Origin of the sequence: Symbiopectobacterium sp. (genome assembly GCF_047692315.1) — a bacterium.
Classification (GTDB): domain Bacteria; phylum Pseudomonadota; class Gammaproteobacteria; order Enterobacterales; family Enterobacteriaceae; genus Symbiopectobacterium.
The window spans coordinates 1-15,840 of sequence record NZ_JBLLJS010000009.1 but is presented as its reverse complement, the minus strand read 5'-3'; the positions used below and the strand labels follow the sequence as shown (position 1 = coordinate 15,840).

11 protein-coding genes and 2 pseudogenes are annotated in these 15,840 nt (G+C 52.9%); 3 read left to right on the top strand and 10 right to left on the bottom strand.

All coding sequences use genetic code 11. The annotated features are described in order from the left end of the window. The first annotated feature begins 121 nt into the window (after positions 1-121). From ACMZI0_RS02990 to ACMZI0_RS02980, 3 genes are all read left to right on the top strand, one after another. Complete coding sequence (locus tag ACMZI0_RS02990) at positions 122-1,447, top strand: sensor histidine kinase (RefSeq protein WP_415671895.1); 1,326 nt, start codon at positions 122-124, stop codon at positions 1,445-1,447. After that, complete coding sequence (locus tag ACMZI0_RS02985; protein WP_415671894.1) at positions 1,444-2,043, top strand: response regulator transcription factor; 600 nt, start codon at positions 1,444-1,446, stop codon at positions 2,041-2,043. The genes ACMZI0_RS02990 and ACMZI0_RS02985 overlap by 4 nt, the downstream gene beginning before the upstream one ends. A 104-nt stretch (positions 2,044-2,147) precedes the next feature. After that, a complete protein-coding gene (locus ACMZI0_RS02980) occupies positions 2,148-2,645 on the top strand; it encodes a GlcG/HbpS family heme-binding protein (protein ID WP_415671893.1) in 498 nt (165 codons plus the stop codon). Positions 2,646-2,702: 57 nt separating this feature from the next. On the opposite strand, the pseudogene ACMZI0_RS02975 reads toward ACMZI0_RS02980, so the two are convergent. The 10 genes and pseudogenes from ACMZI0_RS02975 to tuf form a co-directional block, all read right to left on the bottom strand. Next, positions 2,703-3,029, bottom strand: a pseudogene (locus tag ACMZI0_RS02975) (MFS transporter); the annotation flags it as partial. Between the two features lie 274 nt (positions 3,030-3,303). Then, positions 3,304-7,527, bottom strand: coding sequence for a DNA-directed RNA polymerase subunit beta' (gene rpoC / locus ACMZI0_RS02970; protein WP_415671892.1), 4,224 nt, complete (start codon positions 7,525-7,527; stop codon positions 3,304-3,306). Positions 7,528-7,632: 105 nt separating this feature from the next. Next, the gene (gene rpoB, locus ACMZI0_RS02965) at positions 7,633-11,661 is read right to left on the bottom strand and encodes a DNA-directed RNA polymerase subunit beta (RefSeq protein WP_415671891.1); all 4,029 of its coding nucleotides are present in this window, start codon (positions 11,659-11,661) and stop codon (positions 7,633-7,635) included. A 328-nt stretch (positions 11,662-11,989) separates the two neighbouring features. Beyond that, positions 11,990-12,358: a 50S ribosomal protein L7/L12 gene (gene rplL / locus ACMZI0_RS02960; RefSeq protein ID WP_415671890.1), complete on the bottom strand. Its 369-nt coding sequence runs from the start codon at positions 12,356-12,358 to the stop codon at positions 11,990-11,992. Between the two features lie 66 nt (positions 12,359-12,424). Beyond that, positions 12,425-12,922, bottom strand: coding sequence for a 50S ribosomal protein L10 (gene rplJ / locus ACMZI0_RS02955; RefSeq protein WP_195316305.1), 498 nt, complete (start codon positions 12,920-12,922; stop codon positions 12,425-12,427). A 309-nt stretch (positions 12,923-13,231) separates the two neighbouring features. After that, positions 13,232-13,936 carry a 50S ribosomal protein L1 gene (gene rplA / locus ACMZI0_RS02950; RefSeq protein WP_415671889.1) on the bottom strand — a complete coding sequence of 235 codons (705 nt, stop codon included), beginning with the start codon at positions 13,934-13,936 and terminating at the stop codon, positions 13,232-13,234. Positions 13,937-13,939: 3 nt separating this feature from the next. Continuing rightward, positions 13,940-14,368, bottom strand: a complete 429-nt coding sequence (gene rplK / locus ACMZI0_RS02945) for a 50S ribosomal protein L11 (RefSeq protein WP_415671888.1) — start codon at positions 14,366-14,368, stop codon at positions 13,940-13,942. Between the two features lie 152 nt (positions 14,369-14,520). After that, the gene (nusG, locus tag ACMZI0_RS02940) at positions 14,521-15,066 is read right to left on the bottom strand and encodes a transcription termination/antitermination protein NusG (RefSeq protein ID WP_195316303.1); all 546 of its coding nucleotides are present in this window, start codon (positions 15,064-15,066) and stop codon (positions 14,521-14,523) included. A gap of 1 nt (position 15,067) precedes the next feature. Next, positions 15,068-15,451 (bottom strand): preprotein translocase subunit SecE, encoded by a 384-nt coding sequence (gene secE, locus ACMZI0_RS02935; protein WP_415671887.1) that lies wholly within the window; start codon positions 15,449-15,451, stop codon positions 15,068-15,070. A gap of 249 nt (positions 15,452-15,700) precedes the next feature. Then, positions 15,701-15,840 (bottom strand): annotated as a pseudogene (tuf, locus tag ACMZI0_RS02930) (elongation factor Tu); the annotation flags it as partial.

Genomic DNA, 15,840 nt, shown 5'->3' with positions numbered 1-15,840 from the left:
ACTCCCGGCCGGGTCGGTTTGGTTCGGTCGGGTTTACAACATCCATCCAGTATGGTTCTATGTTCCGGCGTTACTCTCTCAGCCATGCGCATGGCGTTAACTCAACCCGAATGAAATCATCATGCGTAAGTTCGCCATTTGGTTACTCTTGACGGCCATTTCCGCTCTCGGGCTTAGCCTTCATACACTGCAACAGCAGTATGAAGAACACAGCGCCGAGTTTCGCATCCTTTATCGCGATGTGGCACTCAAACTGTCCCAGCATGATGTCATCCTGACACTGCTTTCCGATACCAGCGATTCCGAGGTTGTGAAAAAAGAGTTTCCTCAAATCCTCATCTTAAAAACGCGTTCGCCAGAACATGCCGCTATGGAACCAGAACCGGCGGGGAATGGAACCTACTGGTTAAACGGCCAACACTTCTCGTTGCTGATCGACCTCAAGCAGGTGCTCAGCACACTGCCACAAAGCAATGTCTTCCGCACGCTGGGTTTACACTTGCAGGATACCCCTCTGGTGGTGCTGGGTGACACGGCCACAGAGCCCTACTGGCAGTGGCATAAAGCACTGGTCGGCGATTCGCAACCGTTCGAACTTTCGGCAGGAAATAATCCCGACTGGCGTCATCTGCCTTGGGTCAGCATGCTACTGGTTGCCCTGATCTGGGCGATCGTCGTGGAATTTGTCAGCCGCTATCTGATGTATAAACGCCAACGCATGCTGGCCGATTTACGTGCACAGTTTTCCGAACTCACCCGGCTCAATACCATGGGGGAAATTACCGCAGGTATGGTACATGAGCTGAATCAACCGCTTACAGCCATTCTGAGTTACAACCAAACCGCCCTGAGCTTGCTAAAACAAGAAAAGAGCGAGGAAATTGCGCCTTTGCTCGACGCGGCCGTCGTACAAACCAAACGAATCAGCGCTCTGCTCACCGATCTGCGCCAAAAAATGCACAGCGACCAGGTTCCGTTGCAACCTGTCAGCCTGAAGCCGGTCTGGTCTCGGGTGGTGATGCTGCTCGAAAACGAGTTGCACGCAGCAAAAGTAAAAATCATCAATAAAATTCCCGATGACCTGCCAACCTTTCTCGGTGCACCGCAATGGGTTGAGCAAATTCTCCATAACCTGCTGCTCAATGCCATTCAAGCACAGCAGAACTGCGCGCCCAAATCAGCCTGGGTTGAGATTGCCGCTCACCCGACGGAAAAGGGAATTACACTGACCATGGCGGACGGAGGCCCCAGGTTATCAGAACAGGCGCTACAGAATGTTTTTCTGCCATTTTTCACTACCCGGCAGGGGGGATTAGGGCTCGGGATGGCGCTGACCCAAACGTTGGTTCAGGGCCTTAACGGCGATATCAGCGCAGAAAATGTTGCCGGCAGCGGCGCCCGATTCACACTGTTGTTTCCCTTCAACGCAGAGGAGCAACACGGATGACATTGCGTGTTTATCTGATTGACGACACAGCATTGCTGTCCACCGTCGGGTGGCAAACGCAACCCTATGCCAGCATTGCTGATTTTGAACAGCAGCACAGCGACTGGAGCTCACTGCACGGCTGTTTGCTGCTCGATATTCGTATGCCAGGCAAAACAGGATTAACCCTGTTGGAGGAGTGGCAACAACGAGGGATGGATATTCCCGTTATCATCATGACAGGCCATGGCAATATCAATTTGTGCCAACGCGCATTTAAAAGCGGTGCCTTCGAGTTTTTGACCAAGCCCATCGATGCGGACTTGCTGCTCGAAACGGTTTTTGGCGCTATGACACAGTTTCAAACGCAGGCCAACCAGCGACAACAAGCCACACAGTTACGGGATAAGCTCAATACGCTTTCTGCTCGCGAGCATGAAGTGATGGCGCTGATGATGGAGGGGAAATCGAACAAAGAGATCGCCAAAGACCTGCAACTTTCCGCCCGCACCGTGGAAGCGCACCACGCCAACCTGTTCGCCAAACTGGAAATAAACTCACTGGCAAAATTGATAAAACTGTATTTCGGACAATCGCTTATCGATAAGGCTCCGTAAAATTACGCAGTGGCTTGCGTAATCAACCGAATGGTTCCTCCCTCCGGCTCTCGCTACGCTGTCCTTGTCGAATACCTTCCATGGACAACAGGAGCCAGAACAACATGAAACGTCTTCTTATCACCACCCTGCTTTTCAGAGGCATTACCGCATTTCCCAGCTTTGCCAATGGCGTTTTAAGCGAGAAAAATCTTTCTTTGGCTCTCGCCGAACAGCTGTCACAACATGCCATCCAATCGTGCAGTGCCAAGAATGTGAACGTTGCCGTAACCATCGTCGATCGTGCCAGCGTAGTGAAACTGGCCAAACGCATGGACAACGCAGGTCCGCGTACCGTTGAAGCAAGCCGGATGAAAGCGTTTACCGCGCTCACCACGAAAGCCCCCACGGAAAACGTGATGAAGAACGCCCAGGCAAATGCTGAAGCACAAAATCTGCGTGATATTCCAGGATTTTTATTACTGGCAGGCGGAGTGCCGGTGAAAGCGGGGGATCAAACCATCGGGGCGATTGGTATTGGTGGCGCGCCCTCGGGCAGTATCGACCAGCAGTGTGCATTGGATGCGCTTGATGCGGTAAAAGAGCAACTCAGCGCAAAATAACGACTTATTAGCAGACCGTAACGCACGAGACCCGCGCATTACGGTCTTCATTTCGGCTTAGTCAGTAGATTGTGGCTTCATGCTCATACCGACTACGGCGGAGATCAGGCAGCCAATCGCCAAATGGCCCGCGACGCCATACCAGGCACCGGAGAAAAACGTAACCAGCAACACGGCGATAAACGGCGTAAAACCGCCGCCCACCACGCTTGCCACCTGATAGCCCACGCCCGCACCGCTGTAGCGATAGGCAGTACCAAACAGTTCCGTGAATATGGGCTGCTGTACGCTGACAATCATATCATGAGCAACATTCGCCAGCAGGATCGCGAACAGCAGTATCAGCACCGTATTGTAATTTTCCAGTGCGATACAGGCAGGGATTGTGTGCTGTTGTGGTTTGTTGCGCTATCGCTCTGCGGCGACATTGATGTGCTTGTGCTGTTCATGTCTGTCTCGTTCTTTTATATTTACATAACTGCACACTAAATATTACTCAGAAGAAATTCATATCATGGTTACAAAAGTATGATTAAGAAGTATGCGTGACAAAGGGGAGCAAGTCTGCTGTTTTTCTTTACGACTCCTGATCTGAGAGATAAAAAAACCCCGACCAACAGGCCGGGGTTTAGACGTTTAAGCGTTATCTGTGGATAGCTTATTCGTAGTCGCTGCTACCAAAGCCCGCATTCAACAGTTCAGCCAGGTTAGCAGACGCTTCATCTGCACTCACCTGAGCCACTGCCGGCACCTCGCCCGCATGGCGGCGACGCATACGATCCTGGTGGTACGCATAACCCGTACCGGCCGGGATCAAACGGCCCACGATGACGTTCTCTTTCAGACCGCGCAGTTCGTCGCGTTTACCCGCAACGGCTGCTTCCGTCAACACGCGCGTCGTTTCCTGGAACGATGCCGCAGAGATGAAGGATTCAGTTGCCAGAGATGCCTTGGTGATACCCAGCAGGTCACGGTGGTACGTAGCCGGGATCTTGCCATCTGCTTCCAACTGACGGTTGGCGATCTTGATGCGCGACACTTCTGCCTGCTCGCCTTCCAGGAACTCGGAGCTACCCGCGCTGGCAATGGTACCTTTACGCAGCATCTGACGAACGATAACTTCGATGTGTTTATCGTTAATCTTAACGCCTTGCAGACGGTAAACTTCCTGCACTTCGTTGGTGATGTAACGGGTTACCGCATGCACACCACGCAAGCGCAGAATGTCGTGCGGAGATTCCGGACCATCGGAAACCACATCACCACGTTCTACACGTTCACCTTCAAACACGTTGAGCTGACGCCATTTCGGAATCATCTCTTCGTAGGCATCGCTGCCATCCAGCGGTGAAATGACCAGGCGACGTTTGCCTTTGGTCTCTTTACCGAAGGAAATGATACCGGTGATTTCAGCCAGGATAGCCGGTTCTTTCGGACGACGCGCTTCGAACAGGTCGGCAACGCGCGGCAGACCACCGGTGATATCCTTGGTACCGCCGGATTCCTGAGGAATACGTGCCAAGGTGTCACCCGCACCGATCTGAGAACCATCTTCCAACTGAACGATCGCTTTGCCCGGCAAGAAGTACTGTGCCGGCATGTCGGCGCCCGGGATCAGTACATCATTGCCTTTCGCATCAACGACTTTCAGTGCCGGACGCAGATCTTTACCGCCACCGGTACGTTCTGCACTGTCCAGAACCACGATGGAGGACAAGCCGGTCAGTTCGTCAGTCTGACGAGTAATCGTCTGGCCGTCGATCATGTCGGTGAAGCGAATGCTACCGCCCACTTCGGTGATAACCGGCATGGTATGCGGATCCCAGTTCGCGACGGTTTCACCGCCGGAGACTTCGTCACCGTTGCCTTTGCCCATTACCGCACCGTAAGGCACTTTATAGCTTTCTTTGGTACGACCGAATTCGTCGATCAGTTTCAGCTCGGTGTTACGCGAGGTGATGACCAGTTTGCCCGCTGCGTTCTTAACGAACTTGGCGTTGGACAGTTTCAGGCTACCTTTGTTTTTCACCTGAATGCTGGATTCAGCTGCCGCACGCGATGCCGCACCACCGATGTGGAACGTACGCATGGTCAACTGAGTACCCGGTTCACCGATGGACTGTGCCGCGATAACCCCGATGGCCTCACCTTTGTTGATGATGTGACCACGTGCCAGATCGCGACCGTAGCACTTGGCGCACACGCCGAAGTCGGTTTCACAACTTACTACAGAGCGAACTTTCACGGCGTCGACGGAGTTTTCTTCCAACAGGTCACACCATTGTTCGTTCAGCAGCGTGTTACGCGCCACCAGAATGTCGGCAGTGCCCGGCTTCAGAACGTCTTCTGCCGTTACACGACCCAGAACGCGCTCACGCAGCGGCTCTTTAACGTCGCCACCTTCGATAACCGGCGTCATCATGATGCCTTCGTGCGTGCCGCAATCGTCTTCGGTCACCACCAGATCCTGCGCCACGTCAACCAGACGACGGGTCAGATAACCGGAGTTTGCTGTCTTCAATGCGGTATCCGCCAGACCTTTACGCGCACCGTGCGTGGAGATGAAGTACTGGAGTACGTTCAGACCTTCACGGAAGTTCGCGGTGATCGGCGTTTCGATGATGGAGCCATCCGGCTTCGCCATCAGACCACGCATTCCGGCCAGCTGACGAATCTGTGCCGCAGAACCACGCGCACCGGAGTCGGCCATCATAAAGATGCTGTTAAAGGAAACCTGACGCTCTTCTTCGCCATCACGATTGATAACGGTTTCGGTCGAGAGGTTTTCCATCATCGCTTTGGCCACGCGCTCGTTAGCAGCGGCCCAGATATCGATGACTTTGTTGTAACGTTCTCCCGCAGTGACCAGACCAGACTGGAACTGTTCCTGAATTTCAGCAACTTCGGCTTCCGCTTCGTTGATGATTTCCACTTTCTTCGCCGGGATGACCATATCGTCGATACCCACAGAAGAACCGGAACGCGCCGCGTAGGCAAAACCGGTGTACATGATCTGGTCAGCAAAGATAACGGTCGGCTTCAGCCCCAACACGCGGTAGCAGGTATTGAGCATCTTGGAGATGGCTTTTTTACCCAGCGCCTGGTTGACGATAGAGTACGGCAGACCTTTCGGCACGATCATCCACAGGATGGAACGGCCCACAGTGGTGTCGATCAGGCTGGTTTTAGCCACCCACTCACCCTGTGCATTTTTCTCGTGCTCGGTGATACGCACTTTAACGCGCGCATGCAGCGATGCCAGACCCGCACGGTAGATACGTTCTGCTTCTTTCGGACCGGTCAGCACCATGCCTTCACCTTTGGCGTTAACACAGTCGCGCGTCATGTAGTACAGACCCAACACCACGTCCTGAGACGGAACGATGATAGGCTCGCCGTTCGCCGGAGACAGGATGTTGTTGGTAGACATCATCAGCGCACGCGCTTCTAACTGGGCTTCCAGCGTCAGCGGTACGTGAACAGCCATCTGGTCACCGTCGAAGTCGGCGTTATACGCCGCACACACCAACGGGTGCAGCTGAATGGCTTTACCTTCGATCAGAACCGGTTCGAACGCCTGGATACCCAGACGGTGCAGCGTCGGCGCACGGTTCAGCAGTACCGGGTGTTCACGGATAACTTCATCCAGAATATCCCATACCACCGCTTCTTCACGCTCGACCATTTTCTTGGCCGCTTTGATGGTGGTAGCAAGACCACGCAGTTCCAGCTTGCCGTAGATGAACGGTTTGAACAGCTCCAACGCCATTTTCTTCGGCAGACCGCACTGATGCAGACGCAGGTACGGACCTACGGTAATAACGGAACGACCGGAGTAGTCCACACGCTTACCGAGCAGGTTCTGACGGAAACGACCCTGCTTACCTTTGATCATGTCGGCCAAAGATTTCAGCGGACGCTTGTTGGAACCGGTGATCGCACGACCGCGACGACCGTTATCCAGCAGGGCATCAACCGCTTCTTGCAGCATACGTTTTTCGTTACGTACGATGATATCCGGCGCAGCCAGATCCAACAGACGTTTCAGACGGTTGTTACGGTTGATCACGCGACGATACAGATCGTTCAGATCTGAGGTTGCGAAACGACCGCCGTCCAGCGGAACCAGCGGACGCAGATCCGGCGGCAGCACAGGCAGCACGGTCAGGATCATCCACTCCGGCTTGTTGCCAGACTGGACGAACGCTTCCAGCAGCTTGATGCGCTTGGTCAGCTTTTTACGCTTGGTTTCGGAGTTGGTTTCGTTCAACTCTTCACGCAGTTGTTCGCATTCCTGCTCCAGATCCATGTTTTTCAACAGGGCCTGGATCGCTTCGGCGCCCATCTTGGCGTCGAATTCGTCACCGAACTCTTCCAACGCGTCCAGATACTGCTCTTCAGTCAGGATCTGACGTTTTTCCAGGTTGGTCATGCCGCCTTCAACAACCACATAGGATTCGAAGTACAGCACGCGTTCGATATCGCGCAGCGGCATATCCAGCAGCAGGCCGATACGGGACGGCAGCGATTTCAGGAACCAAATGTGCGCGGTCGGAGACGCCAGCTCAATGTGGCCCATGCGCTCACGACGCACTTTGGTCTGGGTCACTTCAACGCCGCACTTCTCGCAGATGACACCGCGGTGTTTCAAGCGCTTGTACTTACCGCACAGGCACTCATAGTCTTTCACTGGCCCAAAGATACGGGCGCAGAACAAACCGTCACGTTCAGGTTTGAACGTACGGTAGTTGATGGTTTCCGGCTTTTTAACTTCACCGAAAGACCAGGAACGAATCATGTCTGGCGATGCCAGCGCAATTTTGATCGCATCAAACTCTTCGGTCTTGGTTTGCGCTTTCAGAAACTTTAATAAGTCTTTCACGGATTGCCTCCCGTCGGAGTTAGACCTGTTAGATACCTAAGCCTGGCCATTAACAAACCAGGCTCAGGCATCCCTTTAGCGTGCACACAGCACGATCGAACTGAATTACTCTTCTTCCAGCTCGATGTTGATACCCAGCGAGCGGATTTCTTTCAACAATACGTTGAAGGATTCCGGCATGCCCGGTTCCATGCGATGGTCACCGTCCACGATGTTTTTATACATCTTGGTACGGCCGTTGACGTCATCGGATTTCACCGTCAGCATTTCCTGCAAGGTATAGGCTGCGCCATAAGCTTCCAGCGCCCACACCTCCATCTCACCGAAGCGCTGACCACCGAACTGCGCTTTACCACCCAACGGCTGCTGGGTAACCAGGCTGTAAGAACCAGTAGAACGCGCGTGCATCTTGTCGTCAACCAAGTGGTTCAGTTTCAGTATGTACATGTAACCCACGGTTACCGGACGCTCGAACTGTTCACCGGTACGACCATCAAACAGCGTAATCTGACCGGAAGTCGGCAAACCACCCAGTGTCAGCAGCTCTTTGATCTCAGCCTCTTTAGCACCGTCGAATACCGGCGTTGCCAGCGGCATCCCTTTCTTCAGGTTGTCCGCCAAACGCAGCACTTCATCGTCGGTGAAAGTGTTGAGGTCGACTTTCTGACGCACGTCATTGCCCAGATCGTAGGCTTTCTGGATGAATTCGCGCAGTTTGGTCACTTCTTCCTGACGTTTCAGCATGGAGTTGATCTTCTCGCCAATACCTTTCGCCGCCATACCCAGGTGGGTTTCCAGAATCTGACCGATGTTCATACGCGACGGAACGCCAAGCGGGTTCAGTACGATATCGACCGGCGTACCGTTCTCATCGTAAGGCATATCCTCGATCGGGTTGATCTTGGAGATAACACCCTTGTTACCGTGGCGGCCTGCCATCTTGTCACCCGGTTGAATCTGACGTTTAACAGCCAGATACACCTTGACGATCTTCAGTACGCCCGGTGCCAGATCGTCGCCCTGCGTGATCTTGTGGCGTTTCGCTTCGAGTTTTTTCTCGAATTCGTGTTTCAGCTCGTCGTACTGCTCGGCCAGCTGTTCCAACTGATTCTGTTTCTCTTCATCAGTCAGACCCAGTTCCAACCAGCGCCCACGCGGCAGCTTGTCCAGTTTGTCCGCTTCGACACCACCAGAAACCAGCACGGCGTGAATACGTGCAAACAGACCAGCCTCAAGGATTTGCAGTTCTTCGGTCAGGTCTTTTTTGGCCTGCTTCAGCTGCATCTCTTCGATTTCCAGCGCACGTTTGTCTTTTTCCACGCCATCGCGGGTGAAGACCTGAACGTCGATAACGGTACCGGACACGCCGTTCGGCACGCGCAGGGAAGAGTCTTTAACGTCAGACGCTTTCTCACCGAAGATCGCGCGCAACAGTTTTTCTTCCGGCGTAAGCTGGGTTTCGCCTTTCGGCGTCACTTTACCGACCAGAATATCGCCGCCCGTCACTTCCGCACCGATATAAACGATACCGGATTCATCCAGTTTGGAGAGCGCAGCTTCACCCACGTTCGGGATGTCAGCGGTGATCTCTTCTGGCCCCAGCTTGGTGTCACGAGACACGCATGCCAGTTCCTGAATGTGGATAGAGGTGAAACGGTCTTCCTGCACCACACGCTCGGACACGAGGATGGAGTCTTCGAAGTTGTAACCGTTCCAGGGCATGAACGCGACGCGCATGTTCTGACCCAGCGCCAGCTCACCCAGATCGGTGGACGGGCCGTCAGCCAGCACATCGCCACGTTCAACCGGCTCACCCAGAGACACGCACGGCATCTGGTTGATACAGGTGTTCTGGTTGGAACGGGTGTATTTGGTCAGGTTGTAGATGTCGATGCCCGCTTCGCCCGGATACATCTCGTCTTCGTTAACTTTGATAACGATACGGGATGCGTCAACGTACTGTACGATACCGCCACGTTTGGCAACGGCAGTAACACCGGAGTCAACGGCAACAGCGCGTTCCATACCAGTACCTACCAGCGGCTTGTCAGCACGCAGGGTTGGTACAGCCTGACGTTGCATGTTCGCACCCATCAGGGCGCGGTTGGCGTCATCGTGTTCCAGGAACGGGATCAGGGACGCACCGACGGAAACCACCTGTTGGGTGGAAACGTCCATGTAGTCAACCTGATAGCGGCTGAACAAACTGGATTCGCCTTTGCTACGGCAGGTAACCAGATCGTTAACGAAATGACCTTCTTCGTCGAGATTGGTGTTCGCCTGTGCAATAACGTAGTTGCCCTCTTCAATCGCGGATAGGTAATGGATTTCATCCGTTACCACACCGTCACGCACCAGACGATACGGGGTTTCCAGGAAACCGTATTCGTTAGTCTGCGCGTACACGGACAGCGAGTTGATAAGACCGATGTTCGGACCTTCCGGCGTTTCGATAGGACATACACGACCGTAGTGAGTCGGGTGTACGTCACGCACTTCAAAGCCAGCACGTTCACGAGTCAGACCGCCCGGGCCCAACGCGGAGATACGGCGTTTGTGCGTAATTTCAGACAGCGGGTTGTTCTGGTCCATAAACTGAGACAGCTGGCTGGAACCGAAGAACTCTTTCATCGCCGCCGAAATCGGCTTGGCGTTGATCATGTCCTGCGGCATCAGGGTATCCAGATCGCCCAGAGACAGACGCTCTTTCACCGCACGTTCTACACGCACCAGACCGACGCGGAATTGGTTTTCCGCCATTTCGCCCACGGAACGGATACGACGGTTGCCCAAGTGGTCGATATCATCGACTTCGCCAGAACCGTTACGGATATCGATGAGCTTCTTCATCACTTCGATGATGTCGTCTTTGCTCAGGATACCGGAACCTTCAATCTCGTCGCGCAGCAGGGAGCGGTTAAACTTCATGCGGCCCACAGCGGAAAGATCGTAACGATCCTCAGAGAAGAACAGGTTCTCGAACAGGCTTTCTGCCGCTTCGCGTGTCGGCGGCTCGCCCGGACGCATCATGTGGTAGATTTCAACCAGCGCGCTCAGGCGATCGTTGGTCGGGTCAACGCGCAGCGTTTCGGAGATATACGGGCCGTGGTCCAGATCGTTGGTGAACAGGGTTTCGATACGCTTATGGCCTGCCTGGCTCAGTTTAGCCAGCAGATCCAGCGACAATTCCATGTTAGCAACGCCGATCAGTTCGCCGGTGCCTGCGTCTACGTAGTCTTTCGCCAGCACTTTCCCGGCGATGTATTCGACCGGTACTTCAATGCGCTCTACGCTGTCTTTTTCCAACTGGCGAATGTGGCGCGCGGTGATACGGCGGCCTTTTTCAACGTACACTTTGCCGTTGGCTTCGATGTCGAACGAGGCGGTTTCACCGCGCAGGCGTTCAGGCACCAGATCCATTTGCAGCTTGTTGCCGTTGATTTCGTAAACGATCTTGTCGAAGAACAGGTCCAGGATTTGTTCGGCAGAGAAACCCAGAGCGCGCAAAATGATGGTCGCCGGCAGTTTACGGCGGCGGTCAATACGCACAAACAGGTTATCTTTCGGGTCGAACTCGAAATCCAGCCAGGAACCACGGTAAGGGATGGTACGTGCGTTATACAGCACTTTACCGGAGGAGTGAGTTTTACCCTTATCGCTGTCAAAGAATACGCCCGGGCTACGGTGCAACTGAGAAACAATAACGCGCTCAGTCCCGTTGATCACAAAGGTCCCGTTTTCGGTCATGAGCGGAATTTCACCCATGTACACTTCTTGTTCTTTAATGTCTTTTACAGTGCCTTCCGGCGCTTCGCGCTCGTAGATCACCAGACGCAGTTTGACGCGCAGCGGTGCAGAGAAGGTCACCCCACGAACCTGGCACTCTTCGACATCAAATACGGGCTCACCCAGACGGTAGCTTACGTATTGCAGCTCAGAACTACCGCTGTAGCTTGAAATTGGGAATACGGAACGGAATGCGGCTTCCAGACCATACTGACCTTCCGGATCTTGCTCGATGAACTTCTGAAACGAGTCAAGCTGGATAGAAAGGAGATAAGGTATGTCCAACACTTGCGGACGTTTACCAAAATCCTTACGAATGCGTTTTTTCTCGGTATAGGAGTAAACCATGGGGTTCCTCAGCTCGCTGAAAAGTAAGAACCACTTGCTCGTCCTGACAGGACGGTTCATTGCAACACGATTTTGTTTGTTCGAAAGGCAAGCCGCCCTTCGCAATACGTCTTTCTATTACTCTTAAATCATTTCATTGCTTTTGCACGGGCAGGGAACCCAGGCTGGAAAGCAGTATATTAAGGCGTCAATAGAAAAAAATATTTGAGTCACTCTGTGGCCAAACAAGTGCGAAACACCACAGACACCCTACAGCGCAAAAAGGCTGGTGACCAAAAAGTCACCAGCCATCAGCCTGAAAACTCAGGCTGCAACCGGAAGGGTTGGCTTATTTAACTTCAACTTCAGCGCCAGCTTCTTCCAGAGCTTTCTTCAGAGCTTCAGCGTCATCTTTGCTTACAGCTTCTTTCAGAGCAGCCGGCGCAGACTCAACCAGGTCTTTCGCTTCTTTCAGACCCAGGCCAGTTGCGCCACGAACAGCTTTGATTACGGCAACTTTGTAAGCGCCGATAGCTTTCAGGATAACGTCGAATTCAGTTTTCTCTTCAGCAGCTTCAGCCGGACCAGCAGCAGCTACAGCTACAGCGGCAGCAGCAGAAACACCGAATTTTTCTTCCATTGCAGAGATCAGCCCAACAACGTCCATTACAGACATAGCGGCTACTGCTTCAATGATTTGATCTTTAGTGATAGACATGACAATTGTTCCTAACAATCAGAAATAGTTTATACGTAAACAAATGCGATAACAGGGAAAAGGCGATTACGCTGCTTCTTTCTGATCGCGAACAGCTGCCAGAGTGCGGACCAGCTTGCCTGCAGAGGCTTCTTTCATGGTCGCCATCAGGCGTGCAATTGCTTCTTCGTAAGTCGGCAGCGTTGCCAGACGGTCAATTTGAGCCGCCGGAATCAACTCACCTTCAAAGGCTGCAGCTTTAACCTCGAATTTTGCATTCGCTTTGGCGAACTCTTTGAACAGACGAGCAGCAGCGCCCGGGTGTTCCATAGAGTATGCAATCAAGGTCGGACCAACAAACGTGTCTTTCAGGCATTCGAACGGAGTGCCTTCAACGACGCGGCGCAGCAGGGTGTTACGAACAACACGCATGTATACGCCAGCTTCACGACCTGCTTTACGCAGTTCAGTCATTTTATCTACGGTTACGCCACGAGAATCCGCAACGACCGCAGACAGCGCGCCTTTGGCCACTTCGCTAACTTCAGCAACAATCGCTTGTTTGTCTTGAAGATTTAATGCCATTAGCTTGTGCTCCTGGATATAGCCGGAATAAATTTCCGGAACTCACTTCACCTGTAACCACATGGAAAAACAGGCGTCAAAACACGGTGAGCAGAATCCAGTAAAAGAAAATTTTCTTTAGGCTCTGTCACCGTCTACGCAGGAAAATTAAGTTTCCTCTACTTCGGGTCACCCCGAGAGTATTCAAAACACCTGCGGTCTTGGACGGAGGCCTGGATTAGGCCAGGCTCCAACCGAAAAAATCTGTTTTGTCCATTTAAAGACAATGGGCGTAAGATTATACGTACATCTTTCGCCCAGGTAAAGCTATTAGTTTGCGACCGCGTTCAGGCCACTCTGATCAACGGCAACGCCAGCACCCATGGTGGTGGCGATGCTAACTTTCTTGATGTACACGCCTTTCGCCTGAGCAGGTTTGGCTTTTTTCAGCGCAACCAGCAGAGCTTCCAGGTTTTCTTTCAGTTTGTCAGCGTCGAAATCAACCTTACCAATGGTGGTGTGGATGATGCCGTTTTTGTCGTTACGGTAACGAACCTGACCCGCTTTCGCGTTTTTAACCGCTTCAGCAACGTTCGGCGTCACAGTACCCACTTTCGGGTTCGGCATCAGGCCACGCGGACCCAGAACCTGGCCCAACTGGCCAACAACGCGCATTGCATCCGGAGAAGCAATAACCACGTCAAAGTTCATTTCGCCTTTCTTGATCTGATCAGCCAGATCTTCCATACCTACCAGCTCTGCGCCAGCTGCTTTAGCAGCTTCAGCGTTTGCGCCTTGGGTAAATACGGCAACGCGAACGGAACGGCCAGTACCGTGCGGCAGTACAGTTGCACCACGTACGTTCTGGTCAGATTTACGCGCATCGATGCCCAGGTTTACGGCAACGTCAACGCTTTCAACAAACTTAGCAGTGGCCAGCTCTTTCAGCAGGGCTACAGCTTCGTTGATGTCATATTGTTTGGTAACATCAACTTTCTCACGGATCACGCGCATGCGCTTGGTCAGCTTAGTCATCTCTTAGTCCTCCACTACCAGGCCCATGGAACGAGCAGTGCCCGCGATGGAGCGCGCCATGGCTTCCACATCGGCACCCGTCATGTCCGCCGCTTTGGTCTGGGCAATTTCCAGAACCTGAGCGTGGGTCACTTTACCTACTTTGTCTTTGTTCGGCTTGCCAGAACCAGACTTGATACCAGCCGCTTTCTTCAGCAGAACAGCTGCCGGAGGCGTTTTGGTAACGAAGGTGAAGGAACGGTCGGAGTAAACAGTGATGACTACCGGAATCGGCAGACCTTTTTCCAGGCTTTCTGTTTTAGCGTTGAATGCTTTACAGAATTCCATGATGTTCACACCTTGCTGACCCAGAGCAGGACCAACCGGCGAGCTCGGGTTAGCCATACCAGCTGCAACTTGCAGCTTGACGTAGGCTTGTACTTTCTTGGCCATTTAAATTTCCTCTAATGGGTGATAACGCCTTAAAAAAGGCTCCCCGTGGTTTTGATTTTTTCAGATGCCGTAGCGCCTAAAAACAAAAGGCGCGAAACCATAGATTAATTTCGCGCCAGATACAAGAATTTCTTTACAGATGGCAGGCGGTATCAGCCCTTTTCCACCTGGCTGAAATCCAGCTCGACGGGGGTAGCACGGCCGAAGATCGAAACCGACACTTTCAGGCGGCTCTTCTCGTAATCCACTTCTTCCACCACACCGTTGAAGTCGGCAAACGGGCCGTCGTTGACGCGTACCATTTCGCCCGGTTCGAACAGCGTTTTCGGACGCGGTTTATCGCCAACCTGTTGCAGGCGGTTCATAATAGCGTCAACTTCTTTGTCGCTGATCGGCGCAGGACGATCGGACGTACCACCGATAAAGCCCATCACACGCGGTACGCTGCGCACCAAATGCCAGCTTGCATCTTCCATCACCATCTGTACCAGCACGTAGCCAGGGAAGAACTTACGCTCGCTTTTACGGCGTTGGCCGCCACGGATCTCAACGACTTCTTCCGTCGGCACCATGACGTCGCCAAACAGCTCTTCCATGTTGTGCAATTTAATGTGTTCACGCAGCGATTGTGCGACACGGCTTTCAAAGCCGGAAAACGCCTGAACGACGTACCAACGTTTTTTGGGAGCTTCAGACATCTTAGAACCTCAGGCCTGTGATAAACGATATCAAACGGACCAGAATACCATCCAGCCCCCACAGAATCAGTGACATAACGGCAGTCACCGCAGCAACGATCAGCGTGGTGTGCAGCGTTTCCTGGCGGGTTGGCCAAATCACTTTGCGAACTTCAGTGCGCGCTTCGTGGGCAAACGTGACTGTTGCCTTGCCTTTCGCTGTTAACAGTGCAACACCGCCTGCGGCAGCAATCAGAATAACAACAGCCAATGCGCGCAGCGGCAAACTGTATGCGCGGTAGTAATAGTTGCCCACTATGGCAACAACGAGTAAAACCGCCACAACCAGCCATTTGATCGCTTCCAGGCCACGCCCACTACCCTGGGTCTCGGTATTTGCACTCATAAACCAACCTGTCACTCATGAATCAGACAAATAACTTTGCCCCGCAATGCAGGGCAAACCAAACCGACATAGTGTTTCGCTCGCAGCGAAACTCGGCATTTACGCTGTAATCTACAGAGCCTATCTCACCACAGATTAACAGGATTATACGCCACAATCCGTGATGAGATAGGTTCTACTTAGGGCAGCGCAGTAAAAGGGCATCATTTGATGCCCTTTTACTGCGTGTTGAGTCAAATTTATCGGCGATTAAGCGATAACTTTGGCAACAACGCCCGCGCCAACGGTACGACCGCCTTCACGGATTGCGAAACGCAGACCGTCGTCCATCGCGATCGGAGCGATCAGATTTACGACCATCTTGATGTTGTCGCCAGGCATTACCATTT

Bases quoted from the DNA above. Each gene is read 5' to 3' on its own strand.
- ACMZI0_RS02990 (WP_415671895.1), top strand. From the start codon at position 122: ATGCGTAAGTTCGCCATTTGGTTACTCTTGACGGCCATTTCCGCTCTC.
- ACMZI0_RS02985 (WP_415671894.1), top strand. From the start codon at position 1,444: ATGACATTGCGTGTTTATCTGATTGACGACACAGCATTGCTGTCCACC.
- ACMZI0_RS02980 (WP_415671893.1), top strand. From the start codon at position 2,148: ATGAAACGTCTTCTTATCACCACCCTGCTTTTCAGAGGCATTACCGCA.
- rpoB (WP_415671891.1), bottom strand. From the start codon at position 11,661: ATGGTTTACTCCTATACCGAGAAAAAACGCATTCGTAAGGATTTTGGT.
- rplL (WP_415671890.1), bottom strand. From the start codon at position 12,358: ATGTCTATCACTAAAGATCAAATCATTGAAGCAGTAGCCGCTATGTCT.
- rplJ (WP_195316305.1), bottom strand. From the start codon at position 12,922: ATGGCATTAAATCTTCAAGACAAACAAGCGATTGTTGCTGAAGTTAGC.
- rplA (WP_415671889.1), bottom strand. From the start codon at position 13,936: ATGACTAAGCTGACCAAGCGCATGCGCGTGATCCGTGAGAAAGTTGAT.
- rplK (WP_415671888.1), bottom strand. From the start codon at position 14,368: ATGGCCAAGAAAGTACAAGCCTACGTCAAGCTGCAAGTTGCAGCTGGT.
- nusG (WP_195316303.1), bottom strand. From the start codon at position 15,066: ATGTCTGAAGCTCCCAAAAAACGTTGGTACGTCGTTCAGGCGTTTTCC.
- secE (WP_415671887.1), bottom strand. From the start codon at position 15,451: ATGAGTGCAAATACCGAGACCCAGGGTAGTGGGCGTGGCCTGGAAGCG.